This window comes from Pseudomonas sp. B3(2017), assembly GCF_002113595.1.
Taxonomy (GTDB): Bacteria; Pseudomonadota; Gammaproteobacteria; order Pseudomonadales; family Pseudomonadaceae; genus Aquipseudomonas; species Aquipseudomonas ekonensis.
This window is the reverse complement of the sequence record NZ_NEIU01000003.1, coordinates 71,330-95,344: the sequence shown is the minus strand read 5'-3', so window position 1 is coordinate 95,344 and position 24,015 is coordinate 71,330. Positions and strand designations below refer to the sequence as shown.

General features: G+C 64.1%; 27 protein-coding genes and 1 tRNA gene. 21 read left to right on the top strand and 7 right to left on the bottom strand.

All coding sequences use genetic code 11. The annotated features are described in order from the left end of the window. Window positions 1-210: 210 nt before the first annotated feature. The gene (locus CAG33_RS05220) at window positions 211-882 is read left to right on the top strand and encodes a response regulator (protein ID WP_085585143.1); all 672 of its coding nucleotides are present in this window, start codon (window positions 211-213) and stop codon (window positions 880-882) included. Then, window positions 875-2,260 carry a sensor histidine kinase gene (locus CAG33_RS05215; RefSeq protein ID WP_085585141.1) on the top strand — a complete coding sequence of 462 codons (1,386 nt, stop codon included), beginning with the start codon at window positions 875-877 and terminating at the stop codon, window positions 2,258-2,260. Before CAG33_RS05220 ends, CAG33_RS05215 begins: the two co-directional genes overlap by 8 nt. 66 nt (window positions 2,261-2,326) lie before the next feature. Here CAG33_RS05215 and CAG33_RS05210 read toward each other — a convergent pair whose 3' ends face one another. Both CAG33_RS05210 and CAG33_RS05205 read right to left on the bottom strand, forming a co-directional pair. Next, window positions 2,327-3,148, bottom strand: coding sequence for an HDOD domain-containing protein (locus CAG33_RS05210; protein ID WP_085585139.1), 822 nt, complete (start codon window positions 3,146-3,148; stop codon window positions 2,327-2,329). A 34-nt stretch (window positions 3,149-3,182) separates the two neighbouring features. Continuing rightward, window positions 3,183-4,124 carry a folate-binding protein YgfZ gene (locus CAG33_RS05205; RefSeq protein WP_085633030.1) on the bottom strand — a complete coding sequence of 314 codons (942 nt, stop codon included), beginning with the start codon at window positions 4,122-4,124 and terminating at the stop codon, window positions 3,183-3,185. 149 nt (window positions 4,125-4,273) lie between these two features. Between CAG33_RS05205 and CAG33_RS05200 the strand changes: the two genes are divergently transcribed. Continuing rightward, complete coding sequence (locus CAG33_RS05200; RefSeq protein WP_085585135.1) at window positions 4,274-4,528, top strand: succinate dehydrogenase assembly factor 2; 255 nt, start codon at window positions 4,274-4,276, stop codon at window positions 4,526-4,528. Then, on the top strand, window positions 4,512-4,964 hold the full coding sequence (locus tag CAG33_RS05195; protein WP_085585133.1) for a protein YgfX: 453 nt from the start codon (window positions 4,512-4,514) through the stop codon (window positions 4,962-4,964). The genes CAG33_RS05200 and CAG33_RS05195 overlap by 17 nt, the downstream gene beginning before the upstream one ends. On the opposite strand, the gene nadB is transcribed toward CAG33_RS05195, so the two are convergent. Beyond that, window positions 4,933-6,549 carry an L-aspartate oxidase gene (gene nadB, locus CAG33_RS05190; protein WP_085637210.1) on the bottom strand — a complete coding sequence of 539 codons (1,617 nt, stop codon included), beginning with the start codon at window positions 6,547-6,549 and terminating at the stop codon, window positions 4,933-4,935. The genes CAG33_RS05195 and nadB overlap by 32 nt on opposite strands. 559 nt (window positions 6,550-7,108) lie before the next feature. Here nadB and rpoE point away from each other — a divergent pair. The 4 genes from rpoE to CAG33_RS05170 all read left to right on the top strand — a co-directional run bounded on the left by rpoE (window position 7,109) and on the right by CAG33_RS05170 (window position 10,923). Next, window positions 7,109-7,690, top strand: a complete 582-nt coding sequence (rpoE, locus tag CAG33_RS05185; protein WP_085585129.1) for an RNA polymerase sigma factor RpoE — start codon at window positions 7,109-7,111, stop codon at window positions 7,688-7,690. A 31-nt stretch (window positions 7,691-7,721) separates the two neighbouring features. Then, a complete protein-coding gene (locus CAG33_RS05180; protein WP_085585127.1) occupies window positions 7,722-8,309 on the top strand; it encodes a sigma-E factor negative regulatory protein in 588 nt (195 codons plus the stop codon). An 8-nt stretch (window positions 8,310-8,317) separates the two neighbouring features. Beyond that, window positions 8,318-9,280 (top strand): MucB/RseB C-terminal domain-containing protein, encoded by a 963-nt coding sequence (locus CAG33_RS05175; RefSeq protein ID WP_085585125.1) that lies wholly within the window; start codon window positions 8,318-8,320, stop codon window positions 9,278-9,280. A 212-nt stretch (window positions 9,281-9,492) separates the two neighbouring features. Continuing rightward, complete coding sequence (locus CAG33_RS05170) at window positions 9,493-10,923, top strand: DegQ family serine endoprotease (protein ID WP_085585123.1); 1,431 nt, start codon at window positions 9,493-9,495, stop codon at window positions 10,921-10,923. A 79-nt stretch (window positions 10,924-11,002) separates the two neighbouring features. Here CAG33_RS05170 and CAG33_RS05165 read toward each other — a convergent pair whose 3' ends face one another. Beyond that, complete coding sequence (locus CAG33_RS05165) at window positions 11,003-12,436, bottom strand: M48 family metalloprotease (protein WP_085637207.1); 1,434 nt, start codon at window positions 12,434-12,436, stop codon at window positions 11,003-11,005. Window positions 12,437-12,534: 98 nt separating this feature from the next. Here CAG33_RS05165 and CAG33_RS05160 point away from each other — a divergent pair, with 98 nt between their 5' ends. Beyond that, on the top strand, window positions 12,535-12,774 hold the full coding sequence (locus CAG33_RS05160) for a sulfurtransferase TusA family protein (protein WP_085585119.1): 240 nt from the start codon (window positions 12,535-12,537) through the stop codon (window positions 12,772-12,774). 32 nt (window positions 12,775-12,806) lie between these two features. Then, entirely contained in the window at window positions 12,807-13,877 is a 1,071-nt protein-coding gene (locus tag CAG33_RS05155) for an AI-2E family transporter (RefSeq protein ID WP_085585117.1), read from the top strand. Between the two features lie 40 nt (window positions 13,878-13,917). On the opposite strand, the gene CAG33_RS05150 is transcribed toward CAG33_RS05155, so the two are convergent. Continuing rightward, on the bottom strand, window positions 13,918-14,391 hold the full coding sequence (locus CAG33_RS05150; protein ID WP_085637204.1) for a peroxiredoxin: 474 nt from the start codon (window positions 14,389-14,391) through the stop codon (window positions 13,918-13,920). A gap of 13 nt (window positions 14,392-14,404) precedes the next feature. Then, entirely contained in the window at window positions 14,405-14,965 is a 561-nt protein-coding gene (locus CAG33_RS05145) for a glycine cleavage system protein R (RefSeq protein WP_085585113.1), read from the bottom strand. A gap of 329 nt (window positions 14,966-15,294) precedes the next feature. On the opposite strand from CAG33_RS05145, the gene dapA reads away from it, so the two are divergent. From dapA to ppk2, 6 genes are all read left to right on the top strand, one after another. Beyond that, window positions 15,295-16,173, top strand: a complete 879-nt coding sequence (gene dapA, locus CAG33_RS05135) for a 4-hydroxy-tetrahydrodipicolinate synthase (RefSeq protein ID WP_085585109.1) — start codon at window positions 15,295-15,297, stop codon at window positions 16,171-16,173. Between the two features lie 17 nt (window positions 16,174-16,190). Next, window positions 16,191-17,306: an outer membrane protein assembly factor BamC gene (bamC, locus tag CAG33_RS05130; RefSeq protein WP_085637200.1), complete on the top strand. Its 1,116-nt coding sequence runs from the start codon at window positions 16,191-16,193 to the stop codon at window positions 17,304-17,306. Window positions 17,307-17,310: 4 nt separating this feature from the next. Further along, on the top strand, window positions 17,311-18,069 hold the full coding sequence (locus tag CAG33_RS05125) for an MBL fold metallo-hydrolase (RefSeq protein WP_085585105.1): 759 nt from the start codon (window positions 17,311-17,313) through the stop codon (window positions 18,067-18,069). 28 nt (window positions 18,070-18,097) lie between these two features. Then, window positions 18,098-18,811: a phosphoribosylaminoimidazolesuccinocarboxamide synthase gene (purC, locus tag CAG33_RS05120; protein ID WP_085585103.1), complete on the top strand. Its 714-nt coding sequence runs from the start codon at window positions 18,098-18,100 to the stop codon at window positions 18,809-18,811. 84 nt (window positions 18,812-18,895) lie between these two features. After that, window positions 18,896-18,985 (top strand) — tRNA-Ser (locus CAG33_RS05115). A 167-nt stretch (window positions 18,986-19,152) separates the two neighbouring features. After that, on the top strand, window positions 19,153-19,977 hold the full coding sequence (gene ppk2, locus CAG33_RS05110; RefSeq protein ID WP_085637193.1) for a polyphosphate kinase 2: 825 nt from the start codon (window positions 19,153-19,155) through the stop codon (window positions 19,975-19,977). A gap of 54 nt (window positions 19,978-20,031) precedes the next feature. Here ppk2 and CAG33_RS05105 read toward each other — a convergent pair whose 3' ends face one another. Next, window positions 20,032-20,223, bottom strand: a complete 192-nt coding sequence (locus CAG33_RS05105) for a DUF1508 domain-containing protein (protein ID WP_085585099.1) — start codon at window positions 20,221-20,223, stop codon at window positions 20,032-20,034. Between the two features lie 278 nt (window positions 20,224-20,501). Here CAG33_RS05105 and CAG33_RS05100 point away from each other — a divergent pair, with 278 nt between their 5' ends. The 5 genes from CAG33_RS05100 (at window position 20,502) to CAG33_RS05080 (ending at window position 24,015) form a co-directional block, all read left to right on the top strand. Then, the gene (locus CAG33_RS05100) at window positions 20,502-21,470 is read left to right on the top strand and encodes a glycosyltransferase family 2 protein (RefSeq protein ID WP_085585097.1); all 969 of its coding nucleotides are present in this window, start codon (window positions 20,502-20,504) and stop codon (window positions 21,468-21,470) included. A 3-nt stretch (window positions 21,471-21,473) separates the two neighbouring features. Beyond that, a complete protein-coding gene (locus CAG33_RS05095) occupies window positions 21,474-22,175 on the top strand; it encodes a bifunctional 2-polyprenyl-6-hydroxyphenol methylase/3-demethylubiquinol 3-O-methyltransferase UbiG (protein WP_085637190.1) in 702 nt (233 codons plus the stop codon). Next, entirely contained in the window at window positions 22,172-22,558 is a 387-nt protein-coding gene (locus CAG33_RS05090; RefSeq protein WP_085585093.1) for a GtrA family protein, read from the top strand. The genes CAG33_RS05095 and CAG33_RS05090 overlap by 4 nt, the downstream gene beginning before the upstream one ends. 86 nt (window positions 22,559-22,644) lie before the next feature. After that, window positions 22,645-23,559: a LysR family transcriptional regulator gene (locus tag CAG33_RS05085; protein WP_085585091.1), complete on the top strand. Its 915-nt coding sequence runs from the start codon at window positions 22,645-22,647 to the stop codon at window positions 23,557-23,559. A gap of 90 nt (window positions 23,560-23,649) precedes the next feature. Continuing rightward, complete coding sequence (locus CAG33_RS05080; protein WP_085585089.1) at window positions 23,650-24,015, top strand: 5-carboxymethyl-2-hydroxymuconate Delta-isomerase; 366 nt, start codon at window positions 23,650-23,652, stop codon at window positions 24,013-24,015.

Here is a 24,015-nt window from a genome sequence, read left to right as displayed (position 1 = left end):
ATTGGTCGAAAACGCTTCGTGGCGTTTTTCGCAGCGCTGTGTGCGGCAGCGACGGAAGTCGAAACATTCCGTTACCCGACTCTAGCGGCCTAACCTTTCGCTAACCTTTCAGTTGACTTTCACGGTTTTCGGGCTTCACAGCGGCGGTGGCGGCGGTAAACTCCGCGCCAAAGAGTGGCGTCGGCCACCCCCTGAATGAGGTGAGGATCCATGCGTGTTCTGCTCGTCGAAGACCATTTGCCGCTCGCCGAAAGCGTGGCGCAGGCGCTCAAGGGCACCGGTCTGACCGTGGATGTGCTGCATGACGGCGTGGCCGCCGACCTGGCGCTGGGCAGCGAGGAATACGCCATGGCGATCCTCGACGTGGGCCTGCCGCGCATGGACGGTTTCGAAGTACTGGCGCGCCTGCGCGCACGCGGCAAGAACCTGCCGGTGCTGATGCTCACGGCCCGCAGCGACGTCAAGGACCGGGTGCACGGCCTCAACCTCGGCGCCGACGATTACCTGGCCAAGCCGTTCGAGCTCACCGAACTGGAAGCGCGGGTCAAGGCCCTGCTGCGCCGCAGCGTGCTCGGCGGCGAACGCCAGCAGCGCTGCGGCGTGCTGGCCTACGATCTCGACACACGGCGCTTCACCCTCGGCGAAGAACTGCTCACCCTGACCTCCCGCGAACAGGCCGTGCTCGAAGCGCTGATCGCGCGGCCGGGGCGGGTGATGAGCAAGGAGCAACTGGCGGCGCAGGTGTTCGGCCTGGACGAGGAGGCGAGCCCCGACGCCATCGAGATCTACGTGCACCGCCTGCGCAAGAAGCTCGACGGGCACGCGGTGGCCATCGTGACCTTCCGTGGCCTGGGTTACCTCCTGGAAAGCCGCGATGCATAAGCCCGGCAGTCTGCGCTGGCGGTTGCTGTGGAACCTGGCGCTGCTGCTGGTGGTGCTGATGCTCGCCAGCGGCCTGAGCGCCTACTGGAACGGGCGCGAAGCTGCCGACACCGCCTACGACCGCACGCTGCTGGCGTCGGCCCGCACCATCGCCGCCGGCCTTTCGCAGCGTGACGGCAGCCTCAGCGCCGACGTGCCCTACGTGGCCCTCGACACCTTCGCCTACGACAGCGCCGGGCGCATCTACTACCAGGTCAACGACATCCACCAGAAGCTGATCTCCGGCTACGAGAACCTTCCCGGCCCGCCGCCCGGCACGCCGCGCACCGACAGCTACCCGGCCCTGGCGCGGTTCTACGACGCCACCTACCGCGGGCAGAACGTGCGGGTGGTGAGCCTGCTCAAGGCCGTCAGCGAACCGAACATGAACGGCATGGCGGAAATCCGCGTCGCCGAGACCGACGAAGCGCGGGTCAGCATGGCCCAGAGCCTGGCGGCCGACACGCTGCTGCGCCTGGGCATGCTGGCCGGCGGCGCGTTGCTGCTGGTGTGGTTCGCGGTGAGCGCCGCGCTGCGGCCGCTGGAGCGTTTGCGCACGGCGGTGGAGGAGCGTCAGCCCGACGACCTGCGGCCCTTGCCGCTGGTGCAGGTGCAGCGTGAGCTGTGGCCGCTGGTGCGGGCGCTCAACCATTTCACCGAGCGCTTGCGCGGGCAGTTCGAGCGTCAGGCGCAGTTCATCGCCGACGCGGCGCACGAGTTGCGCACGCCGCTGGCGGCGCTCAAGGCGCGGCTTGAGTTGGGCCTGCGCTCGAACGAGCCGCAGGTCTGGCACGACACCTTGCAGTCCTCGGCGCAAAGCACCGACCGGTTGACCCACCTGGCCAACCAGTTGCTGTCGCTGGCACGGGTGGAAAACGGCGCCCGGGCCATCGCTGAGGGCGGCGCGGAGTTGCTCGATTTGAGCCAGTTGGCCCGGGAGCTGGGCATGGCCATGGCGCCGTTGGCCCACGCCAGGGGCGTCGCGCTGGCGCTGGAGGCGGATCAGCCGGTGTGGCTGCGCGGCGAGCCGACGCTGCTCAACGAATTGCTGAGCAACCTGGTGGACAACGCGCTGGCGCACACGCCGCCGGGCGGCAATGTGATCCTGCGGGTCACGGCGCCGGCGGTGCTGGAAGTCGAGGATGACGGTCCGGGGATTCCGCTGCACGAGCGCGACCGGGTGTTCGAACGCTTCTACCGGCGCAACCAGCAGGTGGCGGGATCGGGCTTGGGGCTGGCGATCGTCGGCGAGATCTGCCGGGCGCACCTGGCGCAGATCACGCTGCATGACGGGGAGCAGGCGGGGTTGAAGGTCAGGGTCAGCTTCATCGCCGGATGAGGCTTTTGAGGATTGACTCTGGAAGGCGGCGCCGCCCGGCGGGAGCGAGCGCCCTCGCCACAGGGGTCAGTAGAACATCGACCGTGATTCTTCCAGGTCTGCGCACATTTCCTTGTTCTCCGTGTCGATCCCCAGCTTGCGGAACGCCGGAACGCTGAACGGGTCGATGCGCGCGAACGGATGCTCGGTGTCCTTGTGGCAGTACAGGCTGGCCACCTGCACCAGATCGACGTAATCGATCTCGGCCGACTCCCGCTTGAAGTCTTGGTACAGCCCCGGCAGTTCGACCAAGCGTTCCGGAAACTCCCAGACACGCAACAGCTTGTCGCCGAGCAGCGGGTGAATGTGGTCGATCACGTGGTTGAGGCTGACAGGATCCGACAGCAGTTCGTAGTGGTCTTCGGCGTAGGTCAGGATCGGCAGGACGCCGATCTGGTGCACCAGTCCGCCGAGGGCGGCCTGGTCGGGCTTGAGCTGGGTGTGGCGGCGGCACAGCGCGTAGCTGACCCCGGCGATCTCCAGGCTCTTGCGCCAGACTTCGCGCATCTTCTGTTCCACCACGTCGGAGCGGGCGTGGAAGATCTGCTCCATCACCAGGCCGATCGCCAGGTTGCTGCTGTAGTTGACGCCCAACCGGGTGATGGCCGTGTGCAGGTCGGTGACTTCCTGCGTCGCGCGCAGCAGCGGGCTGTTGACCACCTTGATCAGGCGCGCCGACAGCGCCGTGTCCCGGCCGATCACCTTGCTCAGGTCGCTGACGCTGATCTCCGGGTCTTCGGCGGCCTTGCGGATCTGCAGGGCCACTTCCGGCAAGGTGGGCAGAACCAGATCATCGTTGTCGATGGCCTCAACCAAATCCTGTTGGACCTTATCCGCCAGCTCGCTCATGTCGTTTCTCTAGGTCTTGCACCAAAGGCCGCGTTCAGCGCTGGATCTCGCGGTCGCGATCCAGTTCGTAAGGCAGGTCGAGCAATTGCAGCGCCGGGCCCTCGAGCGTGCCCAGGTGCACATCGCCCTCGTCGGCGGCTTCGGCTTGCAGCACCGCGAGCAGTTCGATGTTGTGTTCGGCGCGGGCGGCCAGCACCACTTCGCCGATGGAACTGCCGTGGCTCGGCGCAAACAGCGGGGTGCCGGGTTCCGGCAGTTCGCCGGCCTCCAGGCTGACGCGGTACAGACGACGCTTGAGCTTGCCCAGGTACTGCATGCGGGCGACGATTTCCTGGCCGGTGTAGCAGCCTTTCTTGAAGCTCACGCCACCGACGGCCTGCAGGTTGAGCATCTGCGGAATGAACAGCTCGCGGGTGCTCGGCATGACCTGGCCGATGCCGGCGCGGATCTGGCCCAGCAGCCAGCCGTTCAGGTCGCCTTCGGCCAATGCGGCGGACAGACGGGCCTTGATGGCGTCCGCCTGATCGGCGGGCACCCAGAGCTCGGCGCGATCCGGCGAGACGCGAACCGCGATCAGGCCTTCGTGGCGCGCCACGCTGTCGGTCTCGGCCGGCAGGGCCAGGCCGAGACCGTTCAGGGCCGCGTCCCCGTTAACCAGGCCAAAGCGCACCCAGGCTGCGCTTTCGTCGGTCAGTTTGGATTTGGAGAACACAGCGTACTTTTTCAGGTCCGCCAGTTGCGGCTCCAGCAGTTCGCCGGCCATCGCCATCAGCACGCCGTCGCCTTCGAGCAGGATGCGGAAACTGGACTGCATCCGGCCCTTTTGCGTGCAGCGGGCACCGAGGCTGGATTGGCTGTCGCTCAGGTAGTTGATGTTGCAGGTCAGTTGGCCTTGCAGGAACTTGCCGGCATCCGCGCCGCGGACCGCGAGAACGCCTTCATGTGACAGGGTGCAGAAAAAAGCAGAATCGGCCATGGGTCATCGCAGGGTAAAGAGACTGGGGCACATCATAAGGGGGGCTCGTTGAAATGGATAGTTCATAAAGGATCGGTGGTGGCCGACCAAAGCCGACTGTTCGGCACGCGCCCGGCCTGTATACTTGCGGCCTATTTGAGGAGCGCTCCATGGTCGAACAAGTTGAACTGAACCGCCTCTTTTGGCACAGCCGCCGCGGCATGCTCGAGCTGGACGTGCTGCTGGTGCCGTTCGTGAAAGAGGTCTACGCGAACCTGAACGACGTGGATCGCGCGCTGTATGTCCGCCTGCTCGAATGCGAGGACCAGGACATGTTCGGCTGGTTCATGGAACGCAGCGAGTCCGATGATCCGGAACTGCAGCGCATGGTCCGCATGATCCTGGACCGTGTCCAGCCCAAGTGAAACCTTCGAATGCCGCTGGCAGGCCTCAGGGCAACTGCTGGCGGCGTATCTGCTGACCCAGGCGTTCGCCCTGGGAGCCGTCTTTTGTCTGTCCGTGCCGCTCTGGGCCAGTTTGCTGGGGGCTTTGGCCTGTCTGGGCCATGCCGCTTGGGTGTTGCCGCGTCAGATTCTTCTCAGCCATTCCAAGGCCTTCAGCGGTCTGCGCCGCGACGCGCAGGGTTGGCAGTTGTGGAACCGCGCCGATGGCTGGCAGCCGGTGCAGTTGCGGCCGGACAGCCTGGCGCTGCCGCTGATCGTGGTGCTGCGTTTTCGTCTGCGGGGCGAGCGGCGCACACGGTCGGTCTGCGTGCCCCGGGACGCGCAGGCGGCGGATGTGCACCGTCGCCTGCGGGTACGCCTCAAGTTCAGCCGGCGTAGGTGGGCGGCACCAGAATAGTGTCCAGCGCTTCGGGCAGCAGGTCCGGGTAGTCGAGGGTGAAATGCAGCCCGCGGCTTTCCTTGCGTTCCATGGCTGAGCGGATCATCAGCTGCGCCACCTGCGCCAGGTTGCGCAGTTCGATCAGGTCGCGGCTGACCTTGTAGTTGCTGTAGAACTCGTCGATCTCGTCCAGCAGCAGGCGCACGCGGTGCTGGGCCCGCTGCAGGCGCTTGTTGGTGCGCACGATGCCGACGTAGTCCCACATGAACCGCCGTAGTTCGTCCCAGTTGTGCGCGATGATCACGTCTTCGTCCGAATCGGTCACCTGGCTGGCGTCCCAGGCGGGCAGGGCGCTGGGCACGCTGACGTCGGCCAGTTGGCCGAGGATGTCGGCCGCCGCCGAGCGGGCGTAGACGAAACACTCCAGCAGCGAGTTGCTGGCCATGCGGTTGGCGCCGTGCAGGCCGGTGAAGCTGGTTTCGCCGATGGCATAGAGGCCCGGCACGTCGGTGCGGCCCTGCTGGTCGACCATCACGCCGCCGCAGGTGTAGTGCGCCGCCGGGACGACCGGGATCGGTTGTCGGGTGATGTCGATGCCGAATCCGAGGCAGCGCTCGTAGACGGTCGGGAAGTGGCTTTTGATGAACGCTTCGGGCTTGTGGCTGATGTCCAGGAAAACGCAGTCCACGCCCAGCCGCTTCATTTCATGGTCGATGGCCCGGGCCACGATGTCCCGGGGCGCCAGTTCGGCGCGCGGGTCGAAGCGCTGCATGAAGCGCTCGCCGTTCGGCAGCTTCAGGTGGGCGCCTTCGCCGCGCAGGGCCTCGGTGATCAGGAAACTCTTGGCTTGCGGGTGATACAGGCAGGTGGGGTGGAACTGGTTGAACTCCAGGTTCGCCACCCGGCAACCCGCCCGCCAGGCCATGGCGATGCCGTCGCCGCAGGCGCCGTCGGGGTTGCTGGTGTAGAGGTAGACCTTGGCCGCGCCGCCGGAGGCCAGGATCACGAACCTGGCGCCGTAAGTGTCGACTTCGCCGCTGCGGCGGTTGAGCACGTAGGCGCCGAGGCAGCGGTCGCCGTCCAGGCCCAGTCGGCGTTCGGTGATCAGATCGACGGCGACCCGCTGCTCCAGCAGTTCGATGTTCGGGCGTTCCTTGGCCTGGGCCAGCAGCGTCGTGAAAATGGCCGCGCCGGTGGCGTCGGCGGCGTGGATGATGCGCCGGTGGCTGTGGCCGCCCTCGCGGGTCAGGTGGAATTCGAAGCCGCCGTCCTCGCCGCTGGCGTGTTCGTCGCGGGTGAAGGGCACGCCTTGATCGATCAGCCACTGGATCGCTTCGCGGCTGTGCTCGACCGTGAAGCGCACCGCGTCCTCATGGCACAGGCCGCCGCCGGCGTTCAGGGTGTCGTCGACGTGGGATTCGACGGTGTCGGTGTCGTCCAGCACGGCCGCAACGCCGCCCTGGGCCCAATAGGTGGAGCCGTTGGCCAGATCGCCCTTGCTCAGCACGGCGATGCGCAAATGGCCCGGCAGGGTCAGCGCAAGACTCAAACCGGCAGCGCCGCTGCCAATGACCAGAACATCGTGTTGGAACTGTTGGCTCATTTCAGGATTCCGCTCAAAGCGACCCGGGTCGGGGGTGGCGCAAGACAGCTGGATCGGCACGTCGGGACCGCCACACAGCCCACTAGTATATAGAGGGGGGGATCGGCACAATAGCCGGGCCGATATGGCATTGTGAAACTACCGTGACGGGAAAATCCGAACGTTTCGTCGGATGCCTTTTTGGCAGACTTCGCAAAAAGACGGCTGTATCGGGGATGAAACACACTTTTTCCGCTCATGGTCGCCCAATGTCGGTATGGCGCGGCTATAAATATTTGGAACTTTTGCCAAGGGCCCAAGATCAATAGACAGGTGCCTGAGACAAGGGACAGTGTCGGCTTCGAAGCGGAACCTGAGGTCGGGTTCCTGCCGGCGAACCGATGACAAGATTATTCGCGCAGCCGGTTCATTCCGCGCTGCGTTTTTCGTGCGTGCCTAATCAGAGCCCCGCAGGAAACTTGCTTGGAGGGGGAGAACTTTTGCGAAAAGCCCGAGTCTATGTTTGCAAGTCCGGTCGTTTGGTTATGCAAGCCTCCTCCGAGCTCATCGAGGAGTGTTCATGCTAACCCAGGAAGAGGATCAGCAGCTGGTCGAGCGCGTTCAGCGTGGCGACAAGCGGGCGTTCGATCTGCTGGTGCTGAAGTATCAGCACAAAATTCTCGGGTTGATCGTGCGTTTCGTGCACGACACCCATGAGGCCCAGGACGTTGCGCAAGAAGCCTTCATCAAGGCGTTCCGAGCGCTTGGCAACTTTCGCGGAGACAGCGCGTTCTATACGTGGCTTTACCGCATCGCCATCAACACGGCGAAGAACTATCTGGTTTCACGCGGCCGCAGGCCGCCGGATAGCGATGTCAGTTCCGAAGACGCAGAGTTCTACGACGGCGATCATGGCCTCAAGGATCTCGAATCGCCAGAACGCGCATTGCTGCGGGATGAGATCGAAGGCACCGTCCATCGAACCATTCAGCAATTGCCGGAAGATTTGCGCACGGCGTTGACGCTGCGCGAGTTCGACGGTCTGAGTTATGAAGACATTGCGAGCGTCATGCAATGTCCGGTGGGTACCGTGCGCTCCCGGATCTTCCGCGCCCGGGAGGCCATCGACAAAGCCCTGCAGCCGTTGTTGCAGGAAAACTAAAGACAGCGGCGACAGCCAAGAGAGGAACGCCATGAGTCGGGAAGCCCTGCAGGAATCGCTGTCCGCAGTGATGGATAACGAAGCGGACGAATTGGAATTGCGTCGGGTGCTCAATGCACTGGACGATGTTGAAACCCGTGAAACCTGGGCTCGCTACCAGATCGCTCGGGCAGCCATGCACAAGGATCTGCTGCTTCCGCGTCTGGATCTCGCTGCGGCGGTCTCTGCTGCGCTGGAAGACGAAGCCGCTCCGGCCAAGGTTTCCCGCGGCCCGTGGCGCAATCTCGGTCGCCTGGCTGTTGCGGCGTCGGTGACTGTGGCCGTGCTGGCCGGCGTGCGCCTGTACAACCACGACGAAATCGCTGGCGTGGAACTGGCTCAGCAGTCCAACCAGCCGACGTTGGCCGTGCCTCAAGTCAAGGGCCCGGCGGTTTTGGCAGGCTACAATGAGAGTTCGGAAGCCACAGGTCCCATGGCCAACGGCGTTCTGCAAGGCCAGCCAGGCTGGCACGATCAGCGTCTGCCAGGCTATCTGCGCCAGCATGCCCAGCAGGCCGCACTCAAGGGAACTGAAAGCGCACTGCCTTACGCGCGTGCAGCCAGCCTGGAAAACCGTTAAGGAGGATCATGCGCGCCATACCGCTACTCTCGCTTCTGCTTGGCGGCTGGTTCATCGTTCCAGCCCATGCCGACGACGCCCAGGACTGGTTGACCCGTCTGGGCCAGGCCGAACAGCAGCAGAGCTTTCACGGCACTTTCGTCTACGAGCGTAACGGCAGTTTCTCTACCCATACCATCTGGCATCGCGTCCAGAACGGCCAGGTTCGCGAGCGTCTGCTTCAGCTCGACGGATCGGCGCAGGAAGTGGTGCGGGTGGATGGACGGACGCAATGTGTCAGTGGCGCACTGATTGCGGGGCTGGGGGATTCTCCGAATTCCGCCGCCCGCCCCCTCGATCCTCAAAAACTCAAGAATTGGTACGAACTTGCCGTCATTGGCAAGTCGCGCGTGGCCGGACGTGAAGCGGTGATCGTATCGCTGACGCCCCGCGACCAGCACCGCTACGGTTTCGAACTGCATCTGGACAAACAGACGGGCCTGCCCCTCAAGTCGCTTCTGCTCAACGACAAAGGCCAGTTGCTCGAGCGTTTTCAGTTCACCCGCCTCGATACCTCTGAAATCCCTTCCGACAGCGACCTGCAGGCAGGATCCGACTGCCGCGCCGTCGCCCTGGACAGCGACAAGGCATCCGCCGTCAAGGCTGCCCAGGTCTGGCATTCGGACTGGCTGCCGCCGGGCTTCGAGCTGACCAGCAGTACCTCGCGCAAGGATCCGGAGACCAAGACCCAGGTCAGCAGTCTGATGTATGACGATGGCCTGGCGCGCTTCTCGGTGTTCCTGGAGCCGCTCAACGGCGCCACGGTCACGGATACTCGGACTCAGCTCGGCCCGACCGTTGCGGTGTCCCGTCGCCTGACCACGCCCGAGGGCGAAATGATGGTGACCGTGGTCGGTGAGATCCCGATCGGCACCGCCGAACGAATTGCCTTGTCGATGCGCAATGATGGCGCCGCAACCAGCAAGCAGTAAGCCGATTCCGGCCAGGCTGTTTGCGCTGCTTCGTCGACATGCAGAAATGTTTGCTGAGCATTTTCATTTGCAAAACACCCGATTTTTTTCTATAGGTCAGAGCCTCTCGGCTCTGGCCTTGTCTGTCGTTCCCGGAACAAAAATGCCGGCCCGCAGTTTCCGGCGTTCCTTGCTCCATATCGCTTAACCCTGCTCGTCGTAACGGGAGCTGTATGTCGATACCTAGCTTGAAGTCCTATCTCTCCATTCTCGCCACCGTGCTGGTGCTCGGTCAGGCCGTGCCCGCCGTTCAGGCGGCCGAGCTGCCTGATTTCACCCAGTTGGTCGAGCAGGCCTCGCCTGCGGTGGTGAACATCAGCACCACGCAGAAGCTGCCCGACCGCAAGGTGAACCAGCAGATGCCGGACCTGGAAGGCTTGCCGCCGATGCTGCGCGAGTTCTTCGAGCGCGGCATGCCGCCGCAGCAGCGTTCGCCCCGCGGCGACCGTCAGCGTGAAGCCCAGTCGCTGGGTTCGGGCTTCATCATCTCGTCCGACGGCTACATCCTGACCAACAACCATGTGATCGCTGACGCCGACGAGATCCTCGTCCGCCTCGCCGACCGCAGCGAAATGAAAGCCAAGCTGATCGGCACCGACCCGCGCTCCGACGTGGCCCTGCTGAAGATCGACGGCAAGGACCTGCCGGTGCTCAAGCTCGGCAAGTCCCAGGATCTGAAGGCCGGCCAGTGGGTGGTGGCGATCGGTTCGCCGTTCGGCTTCGACCACACCGTGACCCAAGGCATCGTCAGCGCCGTCGGCCGCAGCCTGCCGAACGAAAACTACGTGCCGTTCATCCAGACCGACGTGCCGATCAATCCGGGCAACTCCGGCGGTCCGCTGTTCAACCTGAACGGTGAAGTGGTCGGCATCAACTCGCAGATCTACACCCGCTCCGGCGGCTTCATGGGCGTGTCGTTCGCCATCCCGATCGACGTGGCGATGGACGTCTCCAATCAGCTCAAGAGCGGTGGCAAGGTGAGCCGCGGCTGGCTGGGCGTGGTCATTCAGGAAGTGAACAAGGATCTGGCCGAATCGTTCGGCCTGGAGAAACCGGCCGGTGCGCTGGTGGCCCAGATCCAGGATGACGGCCCTGCCGCCAAGGGTGGCCTGCAAGTGGGCGACGTGATCCTGAGCATGAACGGTCAGCCGATCGTCATGTCCGCCGACCTGCCGCATCTGGTCGGTGCGCTGAAGGCGGGCGCCAAGGCCAACCTGGAAGTGATCCGCGACGGCAAGCGCAAGAACATCGAGCTGACCGTCGGTGCGATTCCCGATGAGGACAAGGACACGGACGTGCTGCCGAAGTCCGGTGTCGAGAGCACCAGCAACCGTCTGGGCGTGTCGGTCGGCGAGCTGAGCGCCGAGCAGAAGAAAACCTACGACCTCAAGGGCGGCGTGGTCATCAAGGAAGTCCAGGACGGCCCTGCGGCGCTGATCGGCCTGCAGCCGGGCGACATCATCACTCACCTGAACAACCAGGCCATCGGTTCCGCCAAGGAGTTCGCCGAGATCGCCAAAGCGCTTCCGAAGAACCGCTCGGTGTCGATGCGGGTGCTGCGTCAGGGACGCGCCAGCTTCATCACCTTCAAGCTGGCCGAGTGATCAGGTCGTCAATCCAATAAAAAACCGCCTCGAAAGAGGCGGTTTTTTTATGCCCGCAGTTTAATGCCAGCGGGCAGGCTCAGCCCATCATGTCCTTGATCATGCGCTCCTGTTCCATCAGTTCGCGCTGACGGGCATCGATGCGTGACGACAGCGGGAAATTGTTGCCGGCCTTGCGCTTGGCGAAATCCAGTTGCTGGATCGCCTGCCGGTAATCGCCCACCAGGGCGAAATACTCAGCGCGGGCCTGGTGCAGGCCGATGATGTTGCCGGACAGGCCGCGGGTCTCGGCCACCTGATACCACACGTCCGGATCGTCCGGGCGCGACTTGAGCAGGCTGTCCAGGGCCTTTTCCGCATCGGCGGCGCGGTTCTGCTTGAGCAGCAGGTCGACCCGCACCTGGTTCAGCGGGTAGTTGCCGGGAAACTGCGTGAGCAGCCGGTCGACCCGCGACTGGGCGTCGGGCAGGCGGTTGTTGGTGATGTCCAGGTCGACCTGGGCCAGGTTGTAGATCAGTTCGTTCGGGGACTTGGCCAGCAACTGCTTGAGGTTTTCCCGGGCGTCATTCAACTGGCCGCCCTTGATCTGGGCAATGGCCAGGCCGTAGCGGGCGACGTCGTTTTTCGGGTTCTCGTCCAGCTGCGCACGGAAGCGCTTGGCGCCCAGCCCTGGGGTCTCTTCGTAGATCAGCTGCACGCGGGCGCGGATCAACTGATAGCGCAGGCTGTCTTCGATGCCGCCGGGCTTGGTCTGTTCGGCGCGGTTGCGGGTGTCGGCGATCCGCGATTCGGTGACCGGGTGAGTCAGCAGGAATTCCGGCGGTTTGGCGTCGAAGCGGTACTGGCGCATCAGGCGCTCGAACATGGTCGGCATCGAGCGCGGGTCGTAGCCGGCCTTTTCCAGGTTGAGGATGCCGATGCGGTCGGCTTCCTGCTCGTTCTGACGCGAGAAGGTGCGTTGCGACTGGATCGCCGCCGCCTGGGTGCCGGCGATGGTTGCGATGCCCGCATCTCCGCCGCCGGCGGCCGCGATGACGATCCCGGCCAGCAGGGCGGCCATCATCGGCACCTGCATCCGCTGGGAGGCTTCGACGCCCCGGGCGAAGTGGCGTTGGGACAAGTGCGCCAGTTCGTGGGCCAGCACCGAGGCGTATTCGCCTTCGGTCTGGGCGTTGAGGAACAGACCGCCGTTGACCCCGACCACGCCGCCGGGCGCGGCGAAGGCGTTGAGCTGCGGGCTGTTGATCAGGATGAACTCCAGGCGCCGGTCGCTGACCTGGCTGGTCTCCACCAGCTTGTAGACGCTGGACTCGACGTAGTCCTTGAGCTGCGGATCGTTCAGTTGGGAAACCTGGCTGCGCAGCAGCGCCAGCCAGGCACGGCCCAGCTGGTATTCCTGTTGCGGCGAGACAATGGCAGAGCTGGCATCACCGAGTGACGGCAGATCGTCGGCGAAGCCCGGAGAGGCGAGCAGGCAAGCGAGCGTCAGCAGGGTAGGGCGCAGAAAAGTCATGCACAAAGCCTTAGTCGACAAAGACCTTACTGTAGCCGGACACCGGGCCTGCGACCAGATATTCTAGGGGGCCTGACCCACCTGATCCGGAGTGACGCATGAACGACGCTGTAGCCCATGACCGCGAACTGGACGCCAGCGGCCTGAATTGTCCGTTGCCGTTGCTCAAGGCCAAGATGGAGCTCAACAAGCTGCCCAGCGGCGCGGTGCTCAAGGTGATCGCCACGGATGCGGGTTCCCAGCGCGATTTCCGCACCTTTGCCAAATTGGCCGGTCATACGCTGCTGCGCGAAGAAGACGAGGCGGGCGTCTACCGTTACTGGTTGAAAAAAGCCTGAAACCGACAGCGTTCAAGACCTAAGGAATATTGATGTTCAAAGTGTTACGCGACTGGGTTCAGCGCTACTTCTCCGATGAAGAGGCGGTGGTGCTGGCGGTGCTGCTGTTTCTCGCCTTCACGGCGGTGCTCACCTTGGGCGGCATGCTCGCGCCGGTGCTGGCGGGGATGGTGCTGGCTTACCTGATGCAGGGGCTGGTGGTCACCCTCGAACGGCTGCGCATGCCCGGCGGTGCGGCGGTGGGGCTGGTGTTCGCGCTGTTCATGGGCGTGCTGATGGTGTTCATCGTGGTGGTGCTGCCACTGCTCTGGCATCAGTTGATCACGCTGTTCAACGAATTGCCGGGCATGCTCGCCAAATGGCAGTCGCTGCTGTTGCTGCTGCCGGAGCGTTATCCGCACCTGGTCTCCGACGAGCAGGTGCTGCAGGCCATCGAGGCGGCGCGGGGCGAGATCGGCAAGTTCGGCCAGTGGGCGCTGACGTTCTCGCTGTCAAGTCTGCCGCTGCTGGTGAACGTGATGATCTACCTGGTGCTGGTGCCGATCCTGGTGTTCTTCTTCCTCAAGGATCGGGCGATGATCGGCGAATGGGTGCGCGGCTATTTGCCGCGGGAGCGGGCGCTGATCACCCGGGTCGCCCAGGAAATGAACCGACAGATCGCCAACTACATCCGCGGCAAGGTCATAGAGATCGTGATCTGCGGCGGGGTGACGTACATCGCCTTCGTTGCGCTGGGCCTCAACTATGCCGCGCTGCTGGCCTTGCTGGTGGGCGTGTCGGTGGTGGTGCCGTATGTCGGGGCGGTGGTGGTGACCGTGCCGGTGCTGCTGATCGCGCTGTTCCAGTGGGGCTGGAGCGACCAGTTCATCTACCTGATGGCGGTGTACGGGATCATTCAGACCCTGGACGGCAACGTGCTGGTGCCGTTGCTGTTTTCCGAAGCGGTCAACCTGCACCCGGTGGCGATCATCTGCGCGGTGCTGTTGTTCGGCGGGTTGTGGGGGTTCTGGGGCGTGTTCTTCGCGATTCCCCTGGCGACGCTGTTCAAGGCTGTGCTGGATGCCTGGCCGCGCAAGGAGCCGGTGGTGGCCCCGCTGCTGTAGGGCGTGTTGCGGTGGCGCCCGAGAGGGCGCCACAAAGGCATCAAGCCTTGTTCAGGGCCTGCGCCGCCGCCAGAACCTCGTCCACATGCCCCGGCACCTTCACGCCACGCCATTCCTGACGCAGCACGCCGTTCTTGTCGATGAGGAACGTGCTGCGATCCACGCCCATGTATTCCTTGCCGTACAGCTTCTTCAGCTTGATCACGTCGAACAGCTGGCAGATGGCCTCGTCCTTGTCGCTGATCAGCTCGAACGGGAACTCCTGCTTGCACTTGAAGTTCTCGTGGGACTTCAGGCCGTCGCGGGAAACCCCGAAGATTTCCGTGTCGGCGGCCTGGAACGCGGCGTACTGGTCGCGAAAGCCCTGGCCTTCGGTGGTGCAGCCGGGGGTGCTGTCCTTCGGATAGAAGTAGATCACCACCTGCTTGCCCTTGAGGCCCGCGAGGCTGACGGTTTTCCCGCTGGTGGCGGGGGCTTCGAAATCGGCAACCGGTCGGTCGATCACAACGGCCATGAAAGCTTCCTTCTTACATTGGGTTCTGTGGGCGCCACGGTTCGATCAGCGCGTCCAGGTTCATCGCGTCGGCGAAGTCCAGGAACTGGTCGCGCAGCCAGCTGATCTGGGTGCCGGCCGGCAGGGTCACGGTGAACGTGGCGTTGAGCATGGTGCCGCCGGTCTGCGGGGCCTGGTAGGTGTCGCAGGTCAGGTTCTCCAGGTCGATGTTGTGGTCGGCGAAGAACTGGCACAGCTCGCTGATGATGTCGGAGCGGTAGGCCGAGCTGACGTAGGCCACGTAGGGCAAGGCCTGCGGGCGGTTTTCCAGGGCCGCGCTGCGCACCACGTTGACGGTGAAGGCATGGCGCTTGGCCAGGACCGGCAGGCTGCTCTCGAGGCGGGCCAGGCCGTCCCAGCTGCCCGAGATCTCGAGCACCAGCGCGCTGCACTCGCCGTGGCGGGTCAGGCGCGAGGTGACCACGGCGCAGCGGTTTTCATGGCTGGCGCGGCACAGCACGTTGGTCAGCTCCATGGGGTTGGCGCCGAGGGCACTGATGACAAGGAATTGTTCGCGAACTGTGGGGGTGGACATGCAGCGTTCCTAAAGCGATGAGCGGTCGGTAGTCATTAGAGGGCATCGCCTGTCGGGAAGTGCCTGAACAGGCCTGTGCGCAAGGCCCCGGCAACGTGCTTCGTCGGCGTCCGCCGTGGCGGGAGCGTCCGGCGGCGACGCTGGAACGGGGCCCGGAGGGCCGATTCGGGAGGCTGGAACCCGGCATGCGAGCCGATCTGTACCGATCAAAGCCTGAAGGGTAGCGAAAAGCGGCGCCAAGGGGAATGGCGGCAGCGCAGTACTTCGCTTGTGCAAGCATGTTGGCGCCAGTACCATTACCGCTCTCTTTTTCCGGCAGGAGCGGTTTCATGATTGCGGGCAGTATGGTGGCATTGGTCACACCCATGGATGCACAAGGGCGTCTAGACTGGGACAGCCTCAGCAAACTCGTGGACTTCCACCTCAAGAACGGCACCCATGCCATCGTCGCGGTCGGCACCACCGGCGAGTCGGCGACCCTTGACGTCGAAGAACACATTGCCGTCATCAAAGCCGTGGTCAAACAGGTCGCCGGCCGCATTCCGGTCATCGCCGGCACCGGCGCCAACTCGACCCGTGAAGCCGTCGAACTGACCCGCAACGCCAAAGAGGCCGGCGCCGACGCCTGCCTGCTGGTGGTGCCGTACTACAACAAGCCGACCCAGGAAGGCCTGTACCAGCACTTCAAGCACATCGCCGAAGCGGTCGACATCCCGCAGATTCTCTACAACGTCCCCGGCCGCACCTCCTGCGACATGCAGGCCGAGACCGTGATCCGCCTCTCCACCGTGCCGAACATCATCGGCATCAAGGAAGCCACCGGCGACCTCAAGCGCGCCAAGGCGATCCTCGATGGCGTGAGCAAGGACTTCATCGTGCTGTCCGGCGATGATCCGACCGCCGTCGAACTGATCCTGATGGGCGGCAAGGGCAACATCTCCGTCACCGCCAACGTCGCCCCGCGCGAAATGGCCGACCTGTGCGAGGCCGCGCTGGAAGGCAACGCCGAGAAGGCGCGGGCCATCAACGAAAAACTGATGCCGCTGCACAAGGACCTGTTCATCGAAGCCAACCCGATCCCGGTGAAGTGGGCTTTGGCTGAAATGGGCCTGATGCACGAAGGCATCCGCCTGCCGCTGACCTGGCTGAGCGCTCCTTGTCATGAAACGCTGCGCTCGGCCCTGCGCCAGTGCGGCGTCCTGGTTTAATTGAGGAAGTACAACGCATGAAGCGAATGGCCGGACTTTCCGCACTTGCCTTGATTATCTCCAGCACCAGCGGCTGTGGATGGATCTGGGGCCCGGAAGGTTATTTCCGTGACCGTGGCAGCGACTACCTGCAGGCGCAACAGACCGCGCCGATGCAACTGCCGTCGGGTGTCAGCACCTCCAAGCGTCTGGATCCGCTGTTGCCGATCCCGCGCAACGTGGCTGACGACACCGCAAAAGGCGAGTACGTGGTTCCTCGTCCGCAACCGCTGTCGGCCATCGCCGACGCCGGTGACTACTCGCTGCAGAAGAGCGGCGATTCGCGCTGGGTGATGGCCCAGCATCCGCCGGCCGAAGTCTGGCCGGTCGCCGTGCAGTTCTTCCAGGACAACGGCTTCCGTCTGGACGAGCAGCGTCCGCAGACCGGCGAGTTCACCACCACCTGGCAGCATTCCGATGAGCTGTCCGCCTCCATGGCCAAGCGCCTGAGCGCGGCCGGCGTCGGCGCCGACAGCGAAACCCGCGTGCGGGTGCGCATCGAGCCTGGCGTGCAGCGCAACACCAGTGAAGTCTATGTGGTCAGCGCCGAGCGTCCTGCCGGCAGCACCGCCGACGTGGCGTTCACCAACCGTTCGGTCAACACCGGCCTGGACGCGGCGCTGGTCGACGACATGCTGGCGAGCATGAGCCGCACCTCCGAGAAGGGCGGTTCGGTGTCGATGCTGGCCTCCCGCGATTTCGACGCGCCGAGCCGCGTCAGCCTCAGCGAAGACGGCAGCGGCAACCCGGTGCTCAACGTCGGCAGCGACCTCGACCGTGCCTGGTCGAGCGTCGGCCGTGCGCTGGAGCAAGGCGAATGGCGCGTGGAAGACATCAACCGCAGCCTGGGCCTGTACTACATCAACCTGGCCGAGAAGGCCGAGAAGAAAGACGACAAGCCCGGTTTCTTCAGCAGCCTGTTCGGCAGCAAGCCTGACAAGGAAGAAGTCGAAGCCCGTGCCGAGCGCTATCAGGTTCGCCTGAGCAAGGTGGGCGAGAACGTCCAGGTGACCGTCGAGAAGAACATCAACACCGTGGCGCCGGCCGAAGTGGCCCGCAAGGTGTTGAGCGTGATTCAGGACAACCTGGGCTGATCCGATGCGTTTCGCCGTTCTCGGCAGCGGTAGCCAAGGGAACGGCACGCTGGTCGCCAGCGCCGATACGGTAGTGCTGGTGGATTGTGGCTTCTCCCTGCGGGAAACCGAAAAACGCCTGTTGCGCCTGGGTGTGAACCCGGCGCAACTGAGCGCGATACTCGTGACCCACGAACATGCCGACCACGTGCATGGCGTGGGTTTGCTGTCTCGGCGCTACAATCTGCCTGTCTATCTGAGCCGCGGCACGTTGCGCGGGATGCGCAAGCCGATTGACGCCACCGGTTTCGTCGCCGGCGGCGAGCGGTTGCAGATCGGCGCCTTGAGCATCCAGGCCATTGCCGTGGCCCATGATGCGCAGGAGCCGACCCAGTATGTGTTCAGCGACGGCGAGCGGCGTTTCGGCCTGCTGACCGACCTGGGCTCTTACTGCGAACAGGTGCTGGACGGCTACCGGGATCTCGATGCGTTGATGATCGAGGCCAACCATTGCCGCGATTTGCTGGCCCGCGGTCACTACCCGTACTTTCTCAAGCAACGGGTGGGCGGCGAGCGGGGACATCTGAACAACCATCAGGCGGCATTCCTGGTGGCCGAGTTGGGTTGGCAAGGCCTGCAACACCTGGTCCTGGCCCATCTCAGCAGCAAGAACAACCTGCCGCAGCTGGCCCGGCAATGTTTCGTCGACACCCTCGGGTGCGACCCGGACTGGCTGCAACTGGCCGATCAAGATTCAGGGCTCGACTGGCGCCACATCGCCTAGCCCACCTATTTAGCAAGCGGAGCCCATCATGGAAAAACGTGAAGAACTCTACCGCGGCAAAGCCAAATCGGTTTACAAGACCGACGACGCCGACCGCCTGATCCTGCTGTTTCGCAACGACACCTCGGCGTTCGACGGCAAGCGCATCGAACAGCTCGACCGCAAGGGCATGGTGAACAACAAGTTCAACGCCTTTATCATGCAGAAGCTCGAAGCGGCCGGCATCCCGACCCAATTCGACAAGCTGCTGGGCGACAACGAGTGCCTGGTCAAGAAGCTCGACATGATCCCGGTCGAGTGCGTGGTGCGTAACTATGCCGCCGGCAGCCTGGTCAAGCGCCTGGGCGTCGAAGAGGGCATGAAGCTCAACCCCTACACCTTCGAGCTGTTCCTGAAGGACGACGCCAAGGGCGATCCGTTCATCAACGAATCCCACGTCGTGGCGTTCGGCTGGGGCACCGCCGAGCAGCTGGTGCGCATGAAGGAACTGTCCCTGAAGGTCAACGACGTCCTGAGCAAACTGTTCGACGACGCCGGCCTGCTGTTGGTGGACTTCAAGCTGGAATTCGGTGTGTTCAGCGACGGCTCCATCGTCCTGGGCGACGAATTCAGCCCGGACGGCTGCCGTCTGTGGGACAAGGACACCAAGAAGAAAATGGACAAGGACCGCTTCCGCCAAGGCCTCGGTGACGTCATCGAAGCCTACGAAGAAGTGGCCCACCGTCTGGGCGTACCGCTTTAATCGACGCAAGCATCTGATAGCACGGAAAAAATTTGCGTCAGGGGGTTCGCTTCCGGCAAAAGTGTTGTTATGATGCGCGCCGTTGGAGAGATGCCAGAGTGGCCGAATGGGACGGATTCGAAATCCGTTGTACCTTCGCGGGTACCTAGGGTTCGAATCCCTATCTCTCCGCCATTATTTGAAAAGCCCCGTAGCTGAGAAGCTACGGGGCTTTTTGTTTGCGCCGAAGAAAGCCGTCCGAACGCGGGCTTGCCTTTCGCGATAACTGACTAAACTTTCCGGTTCAGGGTCATGGGCCGCCGGTCTCTTCCGGCAGCCATTTCAATCCGTGAGGTTTGGCCATGGCAAAAGGCAAGAAGAAGGACGGCGAAAAAGGCAAGGCGACCGAAAAGACCAAGCTGTCGAGCAAGGACTACCTGGCCGAGCTGCGCCGTCTGCATGTCGAGCTGGTGAAGATGCAGGAGTGGGTGACGGCCAACGGCATCAAGGTCTGCATCATTTTCGAGGGGCGTGACGGGGCGGGGAAGGGCGGGACGATCAAGGCGATCACCGACCGGGTGAGCCCGCGGGTGTTCCGCGTGATCGCGCTGCCGGCGCCGACCGACCGCGAAAAGAGCCAGATGTACATCCAGCGCTATCTGCCGCATCTGCCGGCCGGCGGCGAGGTGGTGATCTTCGACCGCAGTTGGTACAACCGCGCCGGGGTCGAGCGGGTGATGGGCTTCTGCACCGACAAGCAGGTGGAGAAGTTTCTGCAGACCGTGCCGCTGGTGGAACGGGCCATCGTCGATTCGGGGGTGATCTTGCTCAAGTACTGGCTGAACGTCAGCCAGGAGGAGCAGACCCGCCGGCTCGAAGAGCGCATCACCGACGGGCGCAAGATCTGGAAGCTTTCGCCCATGGACCTCAAGTCTTACAGCCGCTGGTACGACTACTCCAGGGCCCGCGATGAGATGATCGAAGCCACCGACACCGGCTACGCGCCATGGCTGGTGGCCGACTCGAACGACAAGCGACGGGCGCGCCTGAACATCATTTCCGACCTGCTCAGCCGCATACCGTACAAAGAGGTGCCCAGGGAAAAGGTCGTCTTGCCCAAGCGGCAGAAGTCGGGTGGCTATCGGGAGACGAATTACCCCTTCAAGCACGTTGTGGAGCGCTTCTGACCCATGGGCCGCCGAAACCGCCGGGTATGGCAGATGCGGCGGCCTTTGCCGGCGTCAGATCTCCTTGACCGGCGTCTCTGCGTGCACGCCTTTGATCAATTCGATCACGTGCAGGCAGTCCGCCTTGTTCACGTAGGACTCCCCGCTGGCGACGGTTTCGTGGTTCCCGGCCCTCAGCCGCCAGCGCCATTGGCCCTTGCCGGTGCTCAGGGTGCCTTTGGATTGTCTGTAGATCTCGAAATACATTCAGTTCGCTCCATGCGATTGGGATATTGCGACACGCTGTGACGCACCGACGCAAGCCTAGCGGAGCTGGCTTTTTTGGCTATCGGGCATTTGTTTCCAATCGTTGGGAGATGTGTGAGCAAGGCCCGGGGCAGGGCGCACGAACCGGCTCCGGACGAGGTGCGATGCCGTCGCCTCATTCTTGCGCCGCCTCTGGCGGTGCTGCTTAATGAGGTACGGCTCAAGGTATTCGATCCCGGTTCGGCAACCGGTCAACACGCCAAGAGAAGAGCAGGCCCGTGAACCATCCGCTCGGGACGCATGTTGCGGGGCCGGTGACGTTGTCGCTGGTGATCCCCGTGTTCAACGAGGAGGACAGCCTCGACGGCTTTCTTGTGCGCATCGGGCAGGTCTTCGCGCGCGAGGCGCAGATCGGGCTTGAGCTGGTGTTCGTCAATGACGGCAGCACCGATGCGACGCTGGAGCGGTTGTTGCGGCATCAGAGGGATGACCCGCGGATCCGCGTCGTCGACCTGAGCCGCAACTTCGGCAAGGAAGCGGCGCTGTCGGCCGGCCTGCAGACCGCCACAGGGCAGATCGTGGTGCCGATCGACGTCGACCTGCAGGATCCGCCCGAAGTCATCCTGCAGATGGTCGCCCGCTGGCGGGAAGGCTATGAGATGGTGCTGGGCCACCGCATCAGCCGCCGCAACGACTCCTGGGCCAAGCAGACCTCCGCCAATTGGTTCTACCGCCTGCACAACAGGATCGCCGACCAGCCCCTGCCGGAGAACGTCGGCGACTTTCGCTTGATGGACCGCTGCGTGGTGGACGCGCTGCTGACCCTGCCGGAGTCGAGGCGCTTCATGAAAGGGCTGTTCGCCTGGGTCGGTTTCCGCACCACCCATGTCGATTACGAGCGGCCGCAGCGCGCGGCGGGCAAGAGCAAGTTCAACGGCTGGCGGCTGTGGAATTTCGCGCTGGAGGGCATCACCAGTTTCAGCACCGAGCCGCTGCGGATTTGGACCTACCTGGGGGCGGCGGTGTCGCTGGTGTCCTTTGGCATCGCGATATTCATTGTGGCGCGGACGCTGATCTACGGCGTCGACTTGCCCGGCTATGCCTCGCTGATGGTGGCCGTGACGTTTCTCGGCGGCCTGCAGCTGATCGGCATCGGGGTGCTCGGCGAATACCTGGGCCGCACCTACATCGAAGCGAAGCACCGGCCGGTTTTCCTGGTGCGCCGCATCTACGAACCCAAGGACTGAGGCATGGACCTCAAGGAAGCCGACATCCTGGGCGAGCGCATCGGTGAGCATTGGTACTACGGCGCCAAGGCCGCGGCGATCCGCCGGATGCTGGGGGACGTGCCGGTCAGGCGGATTCTCGATGTCGGCGCCGGTTCAGGGTTCTTTTCCCGCCATCTGCTGGCCTGCACCGCCGCGTGCGAAGCCTGGTGCGTGGACACCGGCTACCCCGCCGACTCCAGTGGGGAGAGCGACGGAAAACCGGTGCACTACCGCCGCGCGATGGGAACCGTGGACGCCGACCTGGTCTTGCTGATGGATGTGCTGGAGCACGTCGATGACGACCTCGGCCTGCTTCGGGCCTGCATTGGCCAAGTCCCGTCCGGCAGCCGCTTTCTGATGACGGTGCCGGCCTTTGCGTTCATGTGGAGCGGGCACGACGATTTTCTCGGGCACAAGCGCCGCTACACCCTGGGACGGTTCGAGGCCCTGGCCGCCGCTGCGGGCCTGCAAGTGGAGCGGGGCGCCTACGGTTTCGGTGCGGTGTTTCCGTTCGCGCTGGCGTCGCGTCTGCTGGCCGCAGGCTCGGCGCCGCGCTCTCAGCTCAAGCGTCACTCGGCTTTCGTCAATGCGCTGCTCAAGGCACTGTGCAGGCTCGAATTGCCCCTGATGGGCATCAATCGCCTGGCCGGCCTGAGCGTGTTCGTGCTGGCGCGCAAACCGTGACGGTCGCCGACCGGTCCGCCCTGATCCGCCGCGGCCTGCGTTTCGCCGTGACCGGGCTGTTCGTCACGGCGCTGCATGCGTTGGTGGCGGTGCTGTTCATCCGCTTCGTCAGCCCGCGTCCGCCGGTGGCCAACGGCGTGGCCTTCGCTCTGGCGACGGTGGTGTCGTATGCGCTCAACACGGCCTGGAGCTTCTCCGCGCGGTTGCACGGCAAGACCCTGCTGCGCTTCATGTCGGTGTCGGCGGGCGGTTTTCTGTTGGCGGTGTTCGTGGCGTGGTCGGCGCAGCTTGCCGGCCTGCATTATCTGCTGGGCGTCGCTGCAGTGGCTCTGACGGTGCCTGCCTTCACGTTCGTGCTGCACAACGTCTGGACGTACCGATGACGGACGCCGCAGCTGCCGCGCCGTTTCGATGGACGGCGCCCCCCCTGCCTTTCTACACTGCCGCCATCTGGGGATGGGGGTGAAGGATGAACCGAAATGAACTGCGCAAGGCTGACATCAACCTGATGGTGGTGTTCGAGACGCTGATGCTCGAACGCAACGTGACGCGGGCCGCCGAAAAGCTGTTCCTCGGCCAGCCGACCATCAGTTCGGCGCTCAACCGCTTGCGCACGATGCTCAACGATCCGCTGTTCATCCGCGTCGGTCACCGCATGGAGCCGACGGCCCGGGCCGAAGACATCTTCCGCCACCTCAAGCCGGCGCTGGACTCCCTCTCGGTGGCCCTGAGCCTGACCCGAGATTTCGATCCCGCCGTCAGCACCATGACCTTTCGCATCGGCCTGTCCGACGACGTCGAGTTCGGCCTGCTGCCGCCGGCGCTGCGCACCCTGCGCCAGGAGGCGCCGAACGTGGTGTTCGTGGTGCAGCATGTCGACTACTGGCGGATCCCCGACCTGCTGGCCTCGGGCGACATCACCGTCGGCATCAGCCAGACCCGCGGCCTGCCGGCCAACGCCAAGCGCAAGCTGCTGCGGCACATCCAGCCGAGCATCCTGCGGGCGGACGCCTCCGCCACGCCGCTGACCCTCGATGAGTACTGCGCCCGCCCGCACGTGCTGGTGTCCCACACCGCCAACGTCAGCGGCTACGCCGACGAGTGGCTGGCGGACATCGGCCGCACCCGCCAGGTGGTACTGTCGGTGCCGCAGTACAGTGCGTTGCCGGCGCTGCTGGCCGGCACCGACCTGATCGCCAGCCTGCCGGACTACACGGCCGAGGCGATGGCCGCCTCGGGGCTGCTGTTCAAGGAGCCGTTCCCGTTCAAGACGCCGACCCTGGACCTGTCGATGGTCTGGCTCAGCCATGTGGACAGCGACCCGGCCGAGCGCTGGCTGCGCTCGCGGCTTGAAGCGCTGATGAGCGAACGCCCCGCGACCTGACCGACACCGCAGCACCTGTAGGCGCGAGCCCGCGCCACAGAAATTAGTGATATATGTACGGCCTTTGCGCCCAATGACTGGAGTTCCCCCATGCCGCACCTGCACCTGGAATACACCGCCAACCTGCCGCAGCTGAACGCCGACCTCGCGCTGATCCGGCTCAACAACACCTTGGTGGCTTCCGGTCAGTTCGCCGCGGAGTACGACATCAAGAGCCGTGCGGTGAAGGTCGAGACGTTCAGGGTCGGCACCGCGCCTGGCGAGCGGGCTTTCGTCCATGTGAAGCTGGCGCTGCTCAGCGGGCGTTCGCCGCAGATCAAGCGGCAGTTGTCGGAAAGCCTGCTGGCGGCGCTGCAGGACCTGTGCGAGTGGCCGGCCGGGGTCGACGTGCAGCTGTGCGTGGAGCTGCTGGACATCGACCGCGAGTCCTACACCAAGACCGCCATCGGCGTGTGA